At 70.0% G+C, this 13848-nt stretch carries 9 protein-coding genes, 1 tRNA gene, 3 pseudogenes and 1 riboswitch; of the genes and pseudogenes, 5 read left to right on the top strand and 8 right to left on the bottom strand.

Annotated features, from left to right (window positions below; genetic code table 11):
* Positions 1-282: 282 nt before the first annotated feature.
* Positions 283-356: transfer RNA gene (locus O7622_RS04755), tRNA-Gly, on the bottom strand.
* A gap of 245 nt (positions 357-601) precedes the next feature.
* Between O7622_RS04755 and O7622_RS04750 the strand changes: the two genes are divergently transcribed.
* Complete coding sequence (locus tag O7622_RS04750; protein ID WP_282312025.1) at positions 602-1594, top strand: zinc metalloprotease; 993 nt, start codon at positions 602-604, stop codon at positions 1592-1594.
* A gap of 71 nt (positions 1595-1665) precedes the next feature.
* On the opposite strand, the gene O7622_RS04745 is transcribed toward O7622_RS04750, so the two are convergent.
* Positions 1666-2211, bottom strand: coding sequence for a pyridoxamine 5'-phosphate oxidase family protein (locus tag O7622_RS04745; protein ID WP_282312024.1), 546 nt, complete (start codon positions 2209-2211; stop codon positions 1666-1668).
* A gap of 78 nt (positions 2212-2289) precedes the next feature.
* Here O7622_RS04745 and O7622_RS04740 point away from each other — a divergent pair.
* From O7622_RS04740 to dcd, 3 pseudogenes are all read left to right on the top strand, one after another.
* Positions 2290-2595: pseudogene (locus O7622_RS04740) on the top strand (dCTP deaminase); the annotation flags it as partial.
* A gap of 45 nt (positions 2596-2640) precedes the next feature.
* A pseudogene (locus O7622_RS29175) lies at positions 2641-3435 on the top strand (hypothetical protein); the annotation flags it as partial.
* A 195-nt stretch (positions 3436-3630) separates the two neighbouring features.
* Positions 3631-3906, top strand: a pseudogene (gene dcd, locus O7622_RS04730) (dCTP deaminase); the annotation flags it as partial.
* A 64-nt stretch (positions 3907-3970) separates the two neighbouring features.
* Here dcd and O7622_RS04725 read toward each other — a convergent pair.
* Positions 3971-5002, bottom strand: coding sequence for a C40 family peptidase (locus tag O7622_RS04725; protein ID WP_282312023.1), 1032 nt, complete (start codon positions 5000-5002; stop codon positions 3971-3973).
* 13 nt (positions 5003-5015) lie between these two features.
* A riboswitch (cyclic di-AMP (ydaO/yuaA leader) is annotated at positions 5016-5150 on the bottom strand.
* Between the two features lie 238 nt (positions 5151-5388).
* Here O7622_RS04725 and O7622_RS04720 point away from each other — a divergent pair.
* Positions 5389-7422: a peptidoglycan recognition family protein gene (locus tag O7622_RS04720; protein ID WP_282312022.1), complete on the top strand. Its 2034-nt coding sequence runs from the start codon at positions 5389-5391 to the stop codon at positions 7420-7422.
* A 69-nt stretch (positions 7423-7491) separates the two neighbouring features.
* Here O7622_RS04720 and O7622_RS04715 read toward each other — a convergent pair whose 3' ends face one another.
* The 5 genes from O7622_RS04715 to O7622_RS04695 all read right to left on the bottom strand — a co-directional run bounded on the left by O7622_RS04715 (position 7492) and on the right by O7622_RS04695 (position 13793).
* The gene (locus tag O7622_RS04715) at positions 7492-8502 is read right to left on the bottom strand and encodes a C40 family peptidase (RefSeq protein WP_282312021.1); all 1011 of its coding nucleotides are present in this window, start codon (positions 8500-8502) and stop codon (positions 7492-7494) included.
* 170 nt (positions 8503-8672) lie between these two features.
* Positions 8673-9677, bottom strand: coding sequence for a hemolysin family protein (locus O7622_RS04710; RefSeq protein WP_282312020.1), 1005 nt, complete (start codon positions 9675-9677; stop codon positions 8673-8675).
* Entirely contained in the window at positions 9670-10977 is a 1308-nt protein-coding gene (locus O7622_RS04705; protein ID WP_282314039.1) for a hemolysin family protein, read from the bottom strand. The genes O7622_RS04710 and O7622_RS04705 overlap by 8 nt, the downstream gene beginning before the upstream one ends.
* Positions 10978-11115: 138 nt before the next feature.
* The gene (locus tag O7622_RS04700; RefSeq protein WP_282312019.1) at positions 11116-13350 is read right to left on the bottom strand and encodes a (Fe-S)-binding protein; all 2235 of its coding nucleotides are present in this window, start codon (positions 13348-13350) and stop codon (positions 11116-11118) included.
* 179 nt (positions 13351-13529) lie between these two features.
* Positions 13530-13793 (bottom strand): cell division protein CrgA, encoded by a 264-nt coding sequence (locus O7622_RS04695; protein ID WP_282312018.1) that lies wholly within the window; start codon positions 13791-13793, stop codon positions 13530-13532.
* Positions 13794-13848: the final 55 nt, after the last annotated feature.

Below are 13848 nucleotides of genomic sequence, written 5' to 3'. Positions count from 1 at the left end.
CGAGGGCGCTCGATACCGGCGCCACGTAGCGCTGATGAGAAAAGGATCATCGAGCGCGGCATCCGTGGGGTCACTCTGCTTGTAGCCCGAGACGCCGGCGGCGCAGGCGGCGCCCAGCAGGGCCGGCGGCCGGAGACCACGACCGGCACGGCCAACCAGGGGGATCCGCCGCAGCCACCGGCCGGACCGTGATGGCACGCCAATGACACGGGTCGTGCTGGCCGGCCGCTGAACATCGAAGGCCCCGACTCGGGACTCTTGTCCTGATCAGGGCCTTCGCGGTGGAGCGGGTGACGGGAATCGAACCCGCACTGTCAGCTTGGGAAGCTGATGTTCTGCCATTGAACTACACCCGCAGGCGGCACCAGTCTACCTGAAGGTCACCACCCCCGTGCATCCAGGTGCCCGCGCGCCACTTCGGCGACGTGGCGGCATCGACGAGCGGTTGACCCCGCCACCTCCCCGAGCTGGAGTGGATCAAGCGTCCAACGTCGGCAACGTATGGGCGTTCTCAAATCTTTCGATGGGATGTAACGTCTGCCCCACGTTTCCGAACCGGCGTGACACACCCCCTGCCACGCCGTCAGAAAGAGGTGGGCCCATGGGACTCCGTCCCAACCTGCTGACCCGGCGTACCGCCGGTGTCGCGACGTCGACCCTCGCGCTGCTGCTCAGCACCGCCGCCGTCGGCGTCGTCCCCGCTGCTTCGGCCTTCTCGGCCGCCCCGGCCGACGTCTGCGCCGAGCCGGCCGACGCCCACGCCGACGAGCACGCCAACGCTCGCGTCGCGAAGGGCGGCAACGCCAAGCTCGACCCCAACCACCTGACCGCCAAGCAGGTCCGTGAGCGCGAGGCCGACCTCGCCGCCGCGCAGCGGGAGCGGGCCAACTTCCGGACCGGCGCCGTCGCCCCGCTGGCCACCGTGACGATCCCGGTCGTCGTGCACGTCATCCAGGAGAACAGCACCCGGGCCGGCGGCAACATCACCGACTCGATGATCAACCAGCAGATCACAGTGCTGAACCAGTCGTACGCGGGCTCGACCGGCGGCGCCGCCACCGCGTTCGGGTTCCAGCTCACGAAGATCAACCGGGTGACGAACCCGTCGTGGTACCCGATCGTGCAGGGCTCCTCCGCCGAGCGCTCGATGAAGACCTCGCTACGTGTGGGCGGCAAGAACACGCTGAACATCTACCTGGGCGAGCTGAGCGACAGCCTGCTGGGCTGGGCGACGTTCCCGAAGCGGACGCTGGACAAGATGGACGGCGTGGTCGTGCTGAACGAGTCGCTGCCCGGCGGCACCGCGACCAACTACAACCAGGGTGACACCGGCACCCACGAGGTCGGCCACTGGCTGAACCTCTACCACACCTTCCAGGGCGGCTGCTCCGGCTCGGGCGACAGCGTCTCCGACACCCCGGCCGAGGCGTCCCCGGCGTACCAGTGCCCGACCGGCCGCGACACCTGCTCGACCGCGGGCAAGGACCCGATCACCAACTTCATGGACTACACGTACGACTCCTGCATGTACCAGTTCACCGCCGGCCAGGCGAGCCGCATGCTCAGCGCGTGGAACGCCTACCGCGCAGCCTGACCTCCTCGCTCCGCGTACCGGTGCCGGCCCTGTCCTCGGACGGGGCCGGCACCGCTTTCGTCGTGGTGGGGTCAGGCGGCCGGGCGGCGGGTGTCGAAGCCGTGCCGCCCGCGCCGGCCGTCCGCGGCCACCGGGTCACGCCGGACGGGTTCGGCCCCGCGCGGATCGAGCCAGACCCGCACCTGCGGCGGGGCGGCGCCGGGCTGGGCCACCGGATCACGGCGGGTCAGCATCGCCGCCTCGACGGTGAACTCGAACAGCCGCCAGTCGCCCTGCGGCGACGCCCGGGCGATCCGGGCCAGCCGCGTCACAGTGGCCGGGTCGGTCACCGGCCGGGCGCGGCCCGCGACGTACGCCTCGTCGTCGCTCTCCTCCGGCGGGAACGAGTGCAGCGCGTAGCGGCCGTCGCGTTCGAGGTCACGGCGCTTCGGCGAGTCGACGACGAAGCACCAGAGGCCGTCGGCGGTGAACACCGGGGAGACCGGGTGGACCCGGGGGCCGCCGTCGGCGCGGACCGTGGCGAGGTAGCCGAAGCCCGGCCCGTACTGCTGCATCAGGAGGCGGATCTCGCCGGCGAGGCGGGGCTCGTCGGCGGCGAATTCGGACCAGGAAGCCATGCGGACACCCTATCGAACAAGTGTACGAAGATGTAGTGCGACACGCAGGTCACCGGCACCTGTCGCTATGGTGTTCCGATGCTGCTCTCCGACCGCGACCTGGTCTCCGAGATCAAGGCCGGCACGCTCGCGCTGGAGCCCTTCGAGCCCACGCTGGTGCAGCCGTCGAGCATCGATGTACGCCTGGACCGGCTGTTCCGGGTCTTCAACAACCACCTCTACACGCACATCGATCCGTCGGTCCAGCAGGACGACCTGACGTCGGCGATCGACGTGGCCGACGGGCACCCGTTCGTGCTGCATCCGGGTGAGTTCGTCCTCGCCTCCACACTAGAAGTCATCACGTTGGGCAACCAACTTGCTGGACGCTTGGAGGGAAAGGCGCTCGCACTCGACACGCCGGTGCCGACACCCTCCGGCTGGACCGTCATGGGCGATCTCAAGGTCGGCGACCACGTCTTCGACGATCGCGGCCGCCCGGTACTGGTTCGTTCTGCCACTGAGGTCATGTCCGGTCGCCCATGCTTTCGCGTCGCATTCTCCGACGGAGAGTCGATCGTCGCCGACGCCGATCACCGCTGGATGACGACCACGCGGGTGGAGCGGAAGCGAATCGCCCGCGGAACGATGACCGGCGGGATGATCCGGACGACCGTGGAGATCGCCTCGGACCTTCACTACGGCGACGGCGAGGTCAACCACCAAGTCGCACTCGCCGAGCCGGTTCAATATCCCACCCGCGAGCTGCCCATCGATCCGTACGTGCTGGGCGCATGGCTCGGCGACGGGACATCCGCCAACGCCGAGTTCACCTGCGCCGACGAGCCGATCCTTGAGGAGATCCGACGGGCTGGCTACCTGGTGCGGAAGACCGTCGCCCCATACGGCTACCGGATCGGTGGAACGGGCCATACCCGCGACGACAGCACCGATGGGTTCATGCCTAACGACTCTCTCTCCAGTTGCCTCAGACGTCTCGGAGTGCTGGGAAACAAGCATGTGCCGCAGCTGTACCTGACCGCGGACATAAGTCAGCGCGTGGCCCTGCTACAGGGACTGATGGACATCGATGGTTACGTCGATGACCGGGGTCGGTGTGAGTTCGTCAGCACCAGGGAACATCTGACGGACGCAGTGGTCGAACTGGCCGCCAGCCTCGGCCTTCGACCAGTCAAACGAAAGAAGCGGGCGATGCTCAACGGCGTCGACAAGGGCCCGGCGTACCAGGTGAAGTTCACGCCGCATGTTCCGGTTTTCCGGCTTCCTCGGAAACTGGCCAGGCAGAAGCTCGATCGCTTCCACCGATTTCGATCGATCGTCGCCGTACAGCCGATGGAATCCGTACCTGTTCGCTGCATCGAGGTGAACGATCCACGCGGGATGTTCCTCGCCGGGCGATCGTTCATTCCCACACACAACTCGAGCCTCGGGCGTCTGGGGCTGCTGACCCACTCGACAGCCGGTTTCATCGACCCGGGCTTCTCCGGTCACGTCACGCTGGAGCTGTCGAACGTGGCGAACCTGCCGATCACGCTCTGGCCGGGCATGAAGATCGGGCAGCTCTGCATCTTCCGGCTCTCCTCGCCGGCCGAGCACCCGTACGGCTCGGCCGTCTACGGTTCGCGGTACCAGGGCCAGCGCGGCCCGACGCCGAGCCGGTCCTGGCGGAGCTGGCGCACCTGGCCGACGCGCTGACGGCACCCGCAGTTGTTAACAGGGGCCCCCTCCTCTACCGGAGGCGTTAAGAGGGGGCCCTTCCTTACACCCGGCCGTAGCTGTTGATGTCGCCGTCGTCGACCCGCTTCATGGTGATCGGCTTGCCGGACTGGGAGGCGTGCACCACCCAGCCGTCGCCCACGTACATCGCCACGTGGTGCAGGTCGCCGTAGTAGAAGACGAGGTCACCGGCGCGCAGCTCGGCCCGGCTCACCCGCTTCGTCATGCCGTGCTGCTGGCGCGCGTTGTGCGGCAGCGAGACGCCGCCCTTGGCCCAGGCCGCCATGGTCAGGCCCGAGCAGTCGAAATGGTCCGGGCCGGCGGCGCCCCAGACGTAGATCTTGCCGATCTGGGCGCAGGCGAACTTGACCGCCGCCCCGGCCGGGCCACCGGGGTAGCCGGCCGGGCAGGGGGCCGGGCGCAGCGGGCCGCCGCCACCGTTGCCGTACACCTTGAGCCGCAGCTTCTGCAGCCGGGCGATCTCGGCGTCGATCTGCTTCTTCTTCACCGCGAGCTGGGCCTCGGTACGCGCCAGCCCGGCGATCATCTCGTCCAGCGGCCTCTTCTTGGCCGCCAGTTCGTCGCGCAGCGCCTCGACGGATCGCACCTGCTCGTGCTGGCGGTGCGCGAAGCGGTCGAGCAGCTCCAGGCCGTTGACCAGGTCGCCGGGCGAGCGGCTGCCCAGCAGCGCGTTGACAGTGGAGAGGTTGTCGCCCTTGTAGGCGTCGGCGGCGAGTCCGCCGACCTGGCCGAGCGCGGCGTCCACCCGGGCCTGGAGGGGTGCGATCTGCCGGCCGAGCGCGTCGGCCTGCTTGCGCCGCGCGGCGAGCTGCTCGCGTACGGCGTTCACCTGTTCGATGACCGGTTCGAGTTTGTTCCAGTCGCTGTCGATCTGCGCCTCGATCTCGGCGACCGAGGGTTCGGCGTGTGCCGCGGTGGCGCCGCCGGTCAGGACGACGGCGGTGCCGACGAGGGCGGCGAGGGCGATGGTGAAGCGGGACCAGCGGGTACGCGGCGCGCCGAGGGACCGGTCGACCGACCGGTTCGACGACGGCCGCGGGGCATGGAGTGCCACCGGGCGTCCGTACTCCTTCTTCCGTATCGCCTACCGGGTTAGCTGACGGATTCGGGCGGGAAGGGAGCCGCCCTACCGCATCGCTGCGGATTCACCCCAGGTACCTGGTTCCCCGGCTCGCCCGGAGGCGACTCGGCGGTGTCGGACCGTCACCGACCGGGTTGGACGGTGAGACGTGCGGCCGACGATTCACCAGAGTAGGGACCGCCGTTATCGATCCGCAACTTCCAGCGGCGTGACACTCCGTACGCGATGACAGGTCAGCCCTCGCCCACAGGTGAAGTTTTCTTTCAACACAGAATACCTGCTGGAAAGGTATTGACCCTCGCGGGTGCGCGGAGTGAGGGTGGAAACGCAGTGACCCCCATCCCTGTCCAGGAGGTTCGATGCACCTCTCCGCCCCGCCGTCGGGCAGACGGATACTGCTCGCCGCCGCAGTGGCGACAGCCACCGCGCTGGCGACCACCGGCCCGGTGACAGCCGCGCCGGACACCGCCGCGCCCGCCTCGGAACGGCAACAACAGTACGCCGCCGCAGCGGCCGAGTACGGCGTACCGCAGAACGTGCTGCTCGGTGTCTCCTATCTGGAGTCCCGCTGGGACACCCACACCGGGCAGCCGAGCACCAGCGGCGGCTACGGCCCGATGCACCTGACCGACGCCGCGCACATCCTCGCCACCCCGGGCAGCGCCCACGTCGACGAGGACGAGGACCCGCGCGGCGACGACTCCCGCCCGCTCACGCTCGACCCGGCCACCGCCGCCGCGCCGACCCAGGAGACGCCGCTGCCGCCCGCCTCCCTCCAGACGCTCGACGCCGCCGCCGCGCTCACCGGGTTCGACGCGCGGGCGCTGCGTACCGACCCGGCCGCGAACATCCGCGGCGGCGCCGCGCTGCTGGCGTCGTACCAGAAGGCTCTGGGCGGGCCGGTCGGCGCCGGCAGCGACCCGGCGGCCTGGTACGGCGCGGTGGCCCGCTACTCCGGCGCGGACACGGCCGACGCCGCGGAGGCCTTCGCCGACGAGGTCTACGACCAGCTCGGCCAGGGCGCCACCCGGACCACCGACGACGGGCAGCGGGTCACGCTCGCCGCGACCGCCGCGAAGCCGGACCGCTCCGCGGTGACCCGGCTCGGCCTGCGCCGCGCCGAGCGGCCGGACGGGCTGGAGTGCCCGGTCCGGCTGGCCTGTGAGTGGATCCCCGCGCCCTACGAGCAGCTCAGCGCCGACCCGGGCGACTACGGCAACCACGACCTGGGCAACCGGCCGAAGCAGCAGAAGATCGAGTACATCGTCATCCACGACACCGAGGGCTACTTCGGCCCGAGCGTCGACCTGGTGAAGCGGGCCGACTATCTGGCCTGGCACTACACGCTGCGCTCGGTGGACGGCTACATCGCCCAGCATGTCAAGACCAAGGACGTGGGCTGGCACGCCGGCAACTGGTACGTCAACGCCAAGTCCATCGGCCTGGAGCACGAGGGCTTCGCCGGCCAGGGCACCTGGTACACCGAGGCGATGTACCGGACCTCCGCCAAGCTGGTCCGCCACCTGGCGCTGAAGTTCGGCATCCCGATGGACCGGCAGCACATCATCGGCCACGACAACGTGCCCGGCACCACCGCCGGCACGGTGCGCGGCATGCACTGGGATCCGGGTCCGTACTGGGACTGGTCGCACTACTTCGACCTGATGAAGGCGCCGTTCCGGACCACCGGCACGGCCCGGACCGGCCTGGTCACCATCGACCCGGACTTCGCCACCAACCGGCCCGCGTTCCTCGGCTGCAACCAGCAGCCGCCCGGCGTCCCGACGCCCACCCCGCCGGCCCAGCCGTGCCCGTCGCGCGGCTCTTCCGCGGTGGTCCTGCGGACCGCGCCGAGCCTGGACGCCCCGCTGGTCAACGACCTCGGGCTGCGCCCGGACGGCACGCCGGACACGATGTACATCTCCGACCACGGCGCCCGCGCCTCGGCCGGTCAGACGTACGCGCTCGCCGGCCGCCAGGGTGACTGGACAGCGATCTGGTACCTCGGCCAGAAGGCGTGGTTCCTCAACCCGGCCTCCGCGCCGACGGCCAAGTGGGCCACCGGCTTCGTCGTGACGCCGCGGCCCGGCAAGGCCACCATCCCGGTGTACGGGCGGGCCTACCCGGAGCAGGCCGCCTACCCGGACACCATCCCGTACCAGACCATCTCGCCGCTTCAGTACACGTTCGCCGCCGGCCAGCGGTACGCGGTGGGCGGGGTGCTGCCCGGCGAGTACTACCGGGCGGTCTCGTTCGACGGTTCGGCACCGGGTGACCGGACCGTGGTCCGCGGCGAAAACCGCTACGTGCAGGTCCAGTTCGGTCACCGGATCATGTTCGTGAACCTGGACGACGTGCTGATCCTGCCGTCCCCGATCGGCGCGCCGCGCTGACCCGCCACCACACACGGAAAGGCCCCCGGTCCACACGGACCGGGGGCCTTTCCGACGGCAGAGGTGGTGTCAGCTGACCCGGACGAAGCCGGCGAGCGGCTGGGTGTTGATGCTCGACACCTGGACCGGTTTGCCGGTACGTGGCGCGTGCACCATCACCCCGTTGCCGAGATAGAGCCCGACGTGATGCAGGTCGGAGCCGAAGAAGACCAGGTCACCTGGGCGGGCCTCGGAGCGGGAGATCCTGCGGCCCTCGTTCCACTGCGCGCCGGTGAAGTGGGTCAGCGAGATGCCCGCCGCCTTGTACGCGTACTGGGTGAGGCCGGAGCAGTCGAACGAGTTCGGGCCGGTGGCGCCCCACACGTACGGGTCACCGACCTGGGCGCACGCCGTCTTGATGGCGGTCCGCGCGGCGCTGCTCACCACGCCGTCGATCTTGGGGCAGCCCGCCGGGCGGATCGACGTCACCGGGAGCATCGCGGTCAGCCGCTTGATCTCCGAGTCGATCTGCTTCTTCTTCGCCGCGAGATCGTTCTGCTGCTTGATCTCCAGCGCGATCAGCGCGTCGAGCTTCTCCTTCTGCTTGTTGTACTCGTCGCGCACCTTGAGCACACCGGCGATCTGGCGGCGCTGGTCGTCGGCGATCCGGTCCAGCATGACCAACTGCTCGGCCAGCGTGCCCGGCTTGGTGTTCACCAGCAGCGCGCCCAGCTCCTGCGACGGGCCCTGGATGTAGTACCGGGCCGCGATGTCGCCGACCTTGTTCATGGCGAGCGTGGAGGCCAGCTCCAGCGGCACCATTTTGTCCTTCAGCGCCTTGGACTTCTTCTGGTTGGTGCGAAGCTGCGAGCGGACCTTGTTGAACTGCTCGATGGTGGGTTCGAGCTGCTCCCACTGCTTGTCGATCTGCGCGTCGATCTCGTCCACGGACGGCGCCGCGTGCGCCGGGGCCGTCAGCATTCCGGCACCGACCGCGGCGGCGGCGACCAGGGTGACCAGACGGCGTACCACCCGTTGGAACCCGGCCCGCCGGCCGGATGGAGCGCTCGGGGCGTGACGTTGAGGGGGCGTGGTTGCCACCGGCACGGACTCCTTTGCAACCGACCGCCGGGCGCCTCGCGAGAGGGAAGGTCGAGGCAGACGACCCACAGCGGTCGGTGCCCCACACTAGGGAAGGCGTCCGATGGAATCAAGGCGACCGTTTGTTCAATCACGTATCCGCAATCGGTTGCACACCAAGGGTATTCAATTCATCTCCCGACGATGGCTGTCAATACGTCATCGAGCGTCACCACACCCATCGGCCGACGTCCGTCGCTGACCAGCACCATGTGGCGGCGTTCGCGGCGCATCGCGAGCAGCAGATCGGCGAGCGTACGGTCCGGCGGCACCACCGCCAGCGGCCGGTAGATCTCGGCCGGCACCGGCGCCCGGCGGCTCGCCCCGGCGTACCCGAGCACGTCCTTGACGTGCACGAAACCGAGCACCCGGCGGGTCGACCGCTGCACCACCGGGAAGCGGGACCGGCCGGTACGGGTCGCCAGCACCTCCAGCGACGCCGGTGAGACGTCCTCGGCCACGGTGGTCACAGTTGACCAGGGTTGCAGCGCATCCGCCGCGGTACGGCTGTGCAGGGCCAGCGCGCCGGTGATCCGGGCGTGCTCCTCGGCGTCCAGCAACCCCTCGGTACGCGCCTGGGACACCAGCCCGGCCAGTTCCTCGGCGGTGAACACGGTCTTCACCGCATCGGTCGCCTCCACCCGCCACCACCGCAGCACCTGCCGGGACGCCCACTTCATCGCCAGCAGCAGCGGCTTGGTGGCCAGGCAGAACGCCAGCATGGCCGGGCCGAGCCAGAGCGCCGACGGCTCCGGCCCGGCGAGCGTGATGTTCTTCGGCACCATCTCGCCGATCACCGTGTGCAGGAACACCACCACCGCGAGCGCGATGACGAACGACACCGGGTGCACCGCCGAGGCGGGCAGCCCCAACGCGGCGAACGGCGACTCCAGCAGGTGCGCCAGCGCCGGCTCGGCGATCGCGCCGAGGCCGAGCGAGCAGACGGTGATGCCGAGCTGCGCCCCGGCGATCATCAGCGGGATCTGGTTCATCGCCGCCAGCGCCAGCCGCGCCCGCTTCGACGTCGCCGCCAGCGGTTCGATCACCGTACGGCGGGAGGCGATCAGCGCGAACTCGCTGCCCACGAAGAACGCGTTGCCGAGCAGCAACGCCACCGCGACGAGTAGTTCAGGCACCGCCGTCGGGCTCCTCGGGGCGTACCACCCGCACCTGCTCGATCCGGTGCCGGTCGACCTCCACCACCGTGAACTCGTACCCGGCCTCGTCGACCGCCTCGCCCGGCACCGGGATGTGGCCGAGCCGCGCCATGAGGAACCCGCCGAGCGTCTCGTACGGCCCGTCGGGCAGCCGGAACCCGGTCTGCTCGACCAGTTCGTCGGCGCGCAGCACGCCGTCGGCCAGGACTGTGCGCTCGCCGCCGGGCACTGTCAGCTCCACCGGCCCGAAGCCGTCCACCGCGTCCGGGTCGAACTCGTCGGCGATCTCCCCGACCAGTTCCTCGACGAGATCCTCCACAGTCACCACGCCGTCGGTGCCGCCGTACTCGTCCACCACGATCGCCAGGTCCGCCCCGGCGGCCTTGAGCGCGGCCAGCACCCCGTTCAGGTTCAGGCTCTCCGGGACGTACACCGGTTCCCTGGCGACGGCGGCGACAGTGGTGGCGGCCCGGCCGGCCAGCGGCACACCCAGTGCATCGGGCACCCCGGCGACGCCGGTGACCAGGTCGAGCGTCTCCTCGTAGACCGGGAACCGGGTCCGGCCGGTCCGCCGGGACGCCTCCAGCAACTCCGCGACCGTCGTGGTGGCGCGCAACGCGGTCACGTCCACCCGGGGCGTCATCGCCTCGGCGGCCCGCTTGTCGCCGAAGCGGATGGTGCGGCGCAGCAGCATCGCCGTGTCCGGCGGCAGCGCGCCGGCCCGGGCCGAGATGGCAGCGAGCAGGCCCAGTTCCTCCGGGGAGCGGGCGCTCGCCAGTTCCTCCTGCGGCTCCACGCCGAGGCGGCGCACCAGCCGGTTCGCTGATTCGTTCAGCAGCCGGATCAGCCAGCCGAAGGTGCGGGAGAAGGCCCGCATCGGCGCGGCGGTGGCGAGCGCCGCGGGCATCGGGCGGGCCAGCGCCAGGTTCTTGGGCACCAGCTCGCCGAACAGCATCGAGATGAGCGTGGCCAGCGCCAGCGCGAGCAGGCCGGAGAAGCGTTCCGCGCCGCCGAGCGGGTGCAGCAGCGGCGCGAAGACCCGGGCCAGGGCGGGCTCGGCCAGGTAGCCGGTGAGCAACGCGGTGAGCGTGATGCCGAGCTGCGCGCCGGAGAGCTGGAAGGACAGCTCGCGCAGCGCGCGGCGTACCGTGGCGGCCCGGCCGTCGCCCTCGTCGGCCCGCCTGTCGATCTCCGCCCGGTCGACGGTGACCAGGGCGAACTCGGCCGCGACGAAGAAGGCGTTGCCGGCGGTCAGCAGCACGAAACCGACCAGGGGCAGTAGCGTCAGAAGCAGAAGGCCGTCGATGCGCGTGATTGTGGCACGCGCGCGCCGACGGCGGACCCCCGTGGCGCGCGACGGCGGCGGCACCGCACGGGTGCCGCCGCCGTCGTGGTCCGACTCCTGCCGGGGTACGCCTCAGCTCGCGGCCGGCGCGACCTCCGGCTCACCGGCCGGGGCCTCCGGCTTGACCGAGCGCAGCAGCACACTCGCCACGTCGACCACCTCGACCTGCTCGCCCGCGCCCTTGCCGTTCACGCCGTCGTTGAGCATCGTCGAGCAGAACGGGCAGCCGACCGCGATGGTCTTCGCCCCGGTGGACATGGCCTCCTCGACCCGGTCCACGTTGATCCGCTTGCCGATCTTCTCCTCCATCCACATCCGGGCGCCGCCGGCGCCGCAGCAGAAGGAGCGCTCGCTGTTACGCGGCATCTCGACGAGGCCGCCTGCACCGGAATCGGAGGCTGCGCCACCGCGGCCATCTCCGATGGCACTGCCGAGCACCTCGCGGGGCGCGGCGAAGATCCGGTTGTGGCGGCCCAGGTAGCACGGGTCGTGGTAGGTCACGCCGCCGTCGACCGGCTGCACCGGGGTGAGCTTGCCGGCGCTGACCAGGTGGGCCAGCAGCTGGGTGTGGTGCACCACCTCGAACTCGCCGCCGAGCTGGCCGTACTCGTTGCCCAGGGTGTTGAAGCAGTGCGGGCAGGTGGCGACGATCTTGCGCTTGCTCTTCTCCCGGCCCTCGAACGCCTCGTTCAGCGTCTCGACGTTCTGCTGAGCCAGCATCTGGAAGACGAACTCGTTGCCGATCCGCCGCGCCGGGTCACCGGAGCAGGTCTCGCCCTCGCCGAGGATGGCGAACTTGACGCCCGCCTCGTTGAGCAGCGTGGCGACCGCCCGCGTGGTCTTCTTGGCCCGGTCCTCGAACGCGCCGGCGCAGCCGACCCAGAACAGGTACTCGAAGTCGTCGACCTCGCCGACGCGCGGCACCTCGAACCCGAGGCCCTTGGTCCAGTCCTCGCGGGTGTTCTGCGGGGCGCCCCACGGGTTGCCCTTGTTCTCCAGGTTGCGGAGCATGACGCCGGCCTCGGACGGGAAGCTCGACTCGATCAGCACCTGGTAGCGGCGCATGTCGACGATGTGGTCCACGTGCTCGATGTCGACCGGGCACTGCTCGACGCAGGCGCCGCAGGTGGTGCAGGACCAGAGCACGTCCGGGTCGATGACACCGCCGGACTCGGCGGTGCCGATCAGCGGCCGGTCCGCCTCGGCCATCGCGAGCACGTCCACGCCGGCCAACTGCTCCTGCGTGGCCTTCTCCTCGCCGGTCAGGTCCTTGCCGCCACCGGCCAGCAGGTACGGCGCCTTGGCGTACGCGTGGTCACGCAGGCTCAGCACCAGCAGCTTCGGCGACAGCGGCTTGCCGGTGTTCCAGGCGGGGCACTGCGACTGGCAGCGACCGCACTCGGTGCAGGTGCTGAAGTCCAGCAGGCCCTTCCAGGTGAACTGCTCGACGTGGGCGACGCCGAACTGGTCCTTCTCCGGGTCGGCCTCCTCGAAGTCCAGCGGCTTGCCCTCGCTGGTCATCGGGCGCAGCGGGCCCAGGCCGGAACCGGCCGGCTTCTCCGGGTCGCGCTTGAAGAAGATGTTCGGGAAGGCCAGGAAGCGGTGCCAGGCCACACCCATGGTGACGTTCAGCGAGATCACGATGAGCCAGGTCATCGAAATGGCGATCTTGATAAGTGCGGCGACGCTGACGCCCGCCTCCCAGTTCGGGAGGACCGAGCCGACCGCGTGGCTGAGCGGGGCGGCCCAGACCGGGTACTCGAAGTGGTCGGTGGCGACCTTGAAGCCCCGGATCACGAACCCGAAGATCAGGACCAGCAGGACGACCCACTCGACGAAGTAGCCCTGCCACATGGTCGAGCCGGTGAACCGGGAGCGGTTCTCCGCGCGGCCGGGCCGGTTACGCAGCCGGATCGCCATCAGTACCAGGATGCCGACCAGGCCGAGGATGCCGATCCACTCGGTGACCAGACCGAAGATCGTCCAGTGCCCGATGATCGGCAGCCCGCCGCCGGTCGAGACGACCTCGAAGTAGGCCTCCAGCACCAGCAGCGACAGCACGATGAAGCCGACCATCACGAACCAGTGGGCGGCGCCGACCACGCTCCACTTCAACATGCGGGTGTGACCGGCGGTCTCCACCAGCATCGTCTTCGTACGCGCGCCCTTGTCGCCGAACCGCTCCGGCGCGGGCTGGCCGAGCCGGATGACGGCCGTCATCTTCATGACCGCGCGCACCGCAAGCCACACCGCAACGGCGGTGATGGCGGCCGCGAGGATCGTGGTGACGATCTGGACGCTGCCCATCGAGTTGGCCTCCCGGTCTGCTGCTTGTCCGTGCAGCCTACGCGCAAGGTTACCCAGCAGTAACGTGAGTCTTCTCGCACCAGGCCACGCCGCCCTGCGCACACCTTAGGTGGACCGGTGCCGAAGCGCCGGGCAGGGGCGGCGTGGCGTGACCTACGCCGGGGTGGGGCAGCGCCGGATCAGCGCCAGCGGGAGAGCAGGACCAGCGACGAGACCATCGCGCCGAAGCCCACGGCGAGGTTCCAGTAACCCCAGCTGGCGACCGGGTACGCCTGCTCGGACAGGTAGTAGAGCACCAGCCAGCCGATGCCCGCCACGATCAGCGTGACCGCCGTGACCGGCAGCCAGATCGGGCTAGGCTTGCGCGTCGACGCCGTCGCCGTCGGACGTACGTCCGTCGGCGGGGTGTACACCTTCTTCTTGCGGACCTGAGACTTGGGCACGACGCTCTCCAGAGGGGGGTACGACCTCGTCCGGCCTGACAACCGGGCGCGAGGG

This window comes from Micromonospora sp. WMMD1076 (assembly GCF_029581475.1).
Lineage (GTDB): Bacteria > Actinomycetota > Actinomycetes > Mycobacteriales > Micromonosporaceae > Micromonospora > Micromonospora aurantiaca.
Note: the sequence above shows the minus strand (reverse complement) of the source record. Positions and strands in the feature narration are given on the sequence as shown.

Excerpts from the sequence above, each read along its gene's own strand:
- O7622_RS04750 (WP_282312025.1), top strand. The coding sequence starts at position 602 with ATGGGACTCCGTCCCAACCTGCTGACCCGGCGTACCGCCGGTGTCGCG.
- O7622_RS04700 (WP_282312019.1), bottom strand. The coding sequence starts at position 13,350 with ATGGGCAGCGTCCAGATCGTCACCACGATCCTCGCGGCCGCCATCACC.
- O7622_RS04720 (WP_282312022.1), top strand. The coding sequence starts at position 5,389 with ATGCACCTCTCCGCCCCGCCGTCGGGCAGACGGATACTGCTCGCCGCC.
- O7622_RS04745 (WP_282312024.1), bottom strand. The coding sequence starts at position 2,211 with ATGGCTTCCTGGTCCGAATTCGCCGCCGACGAGCCCCGCCTCGCCGGC.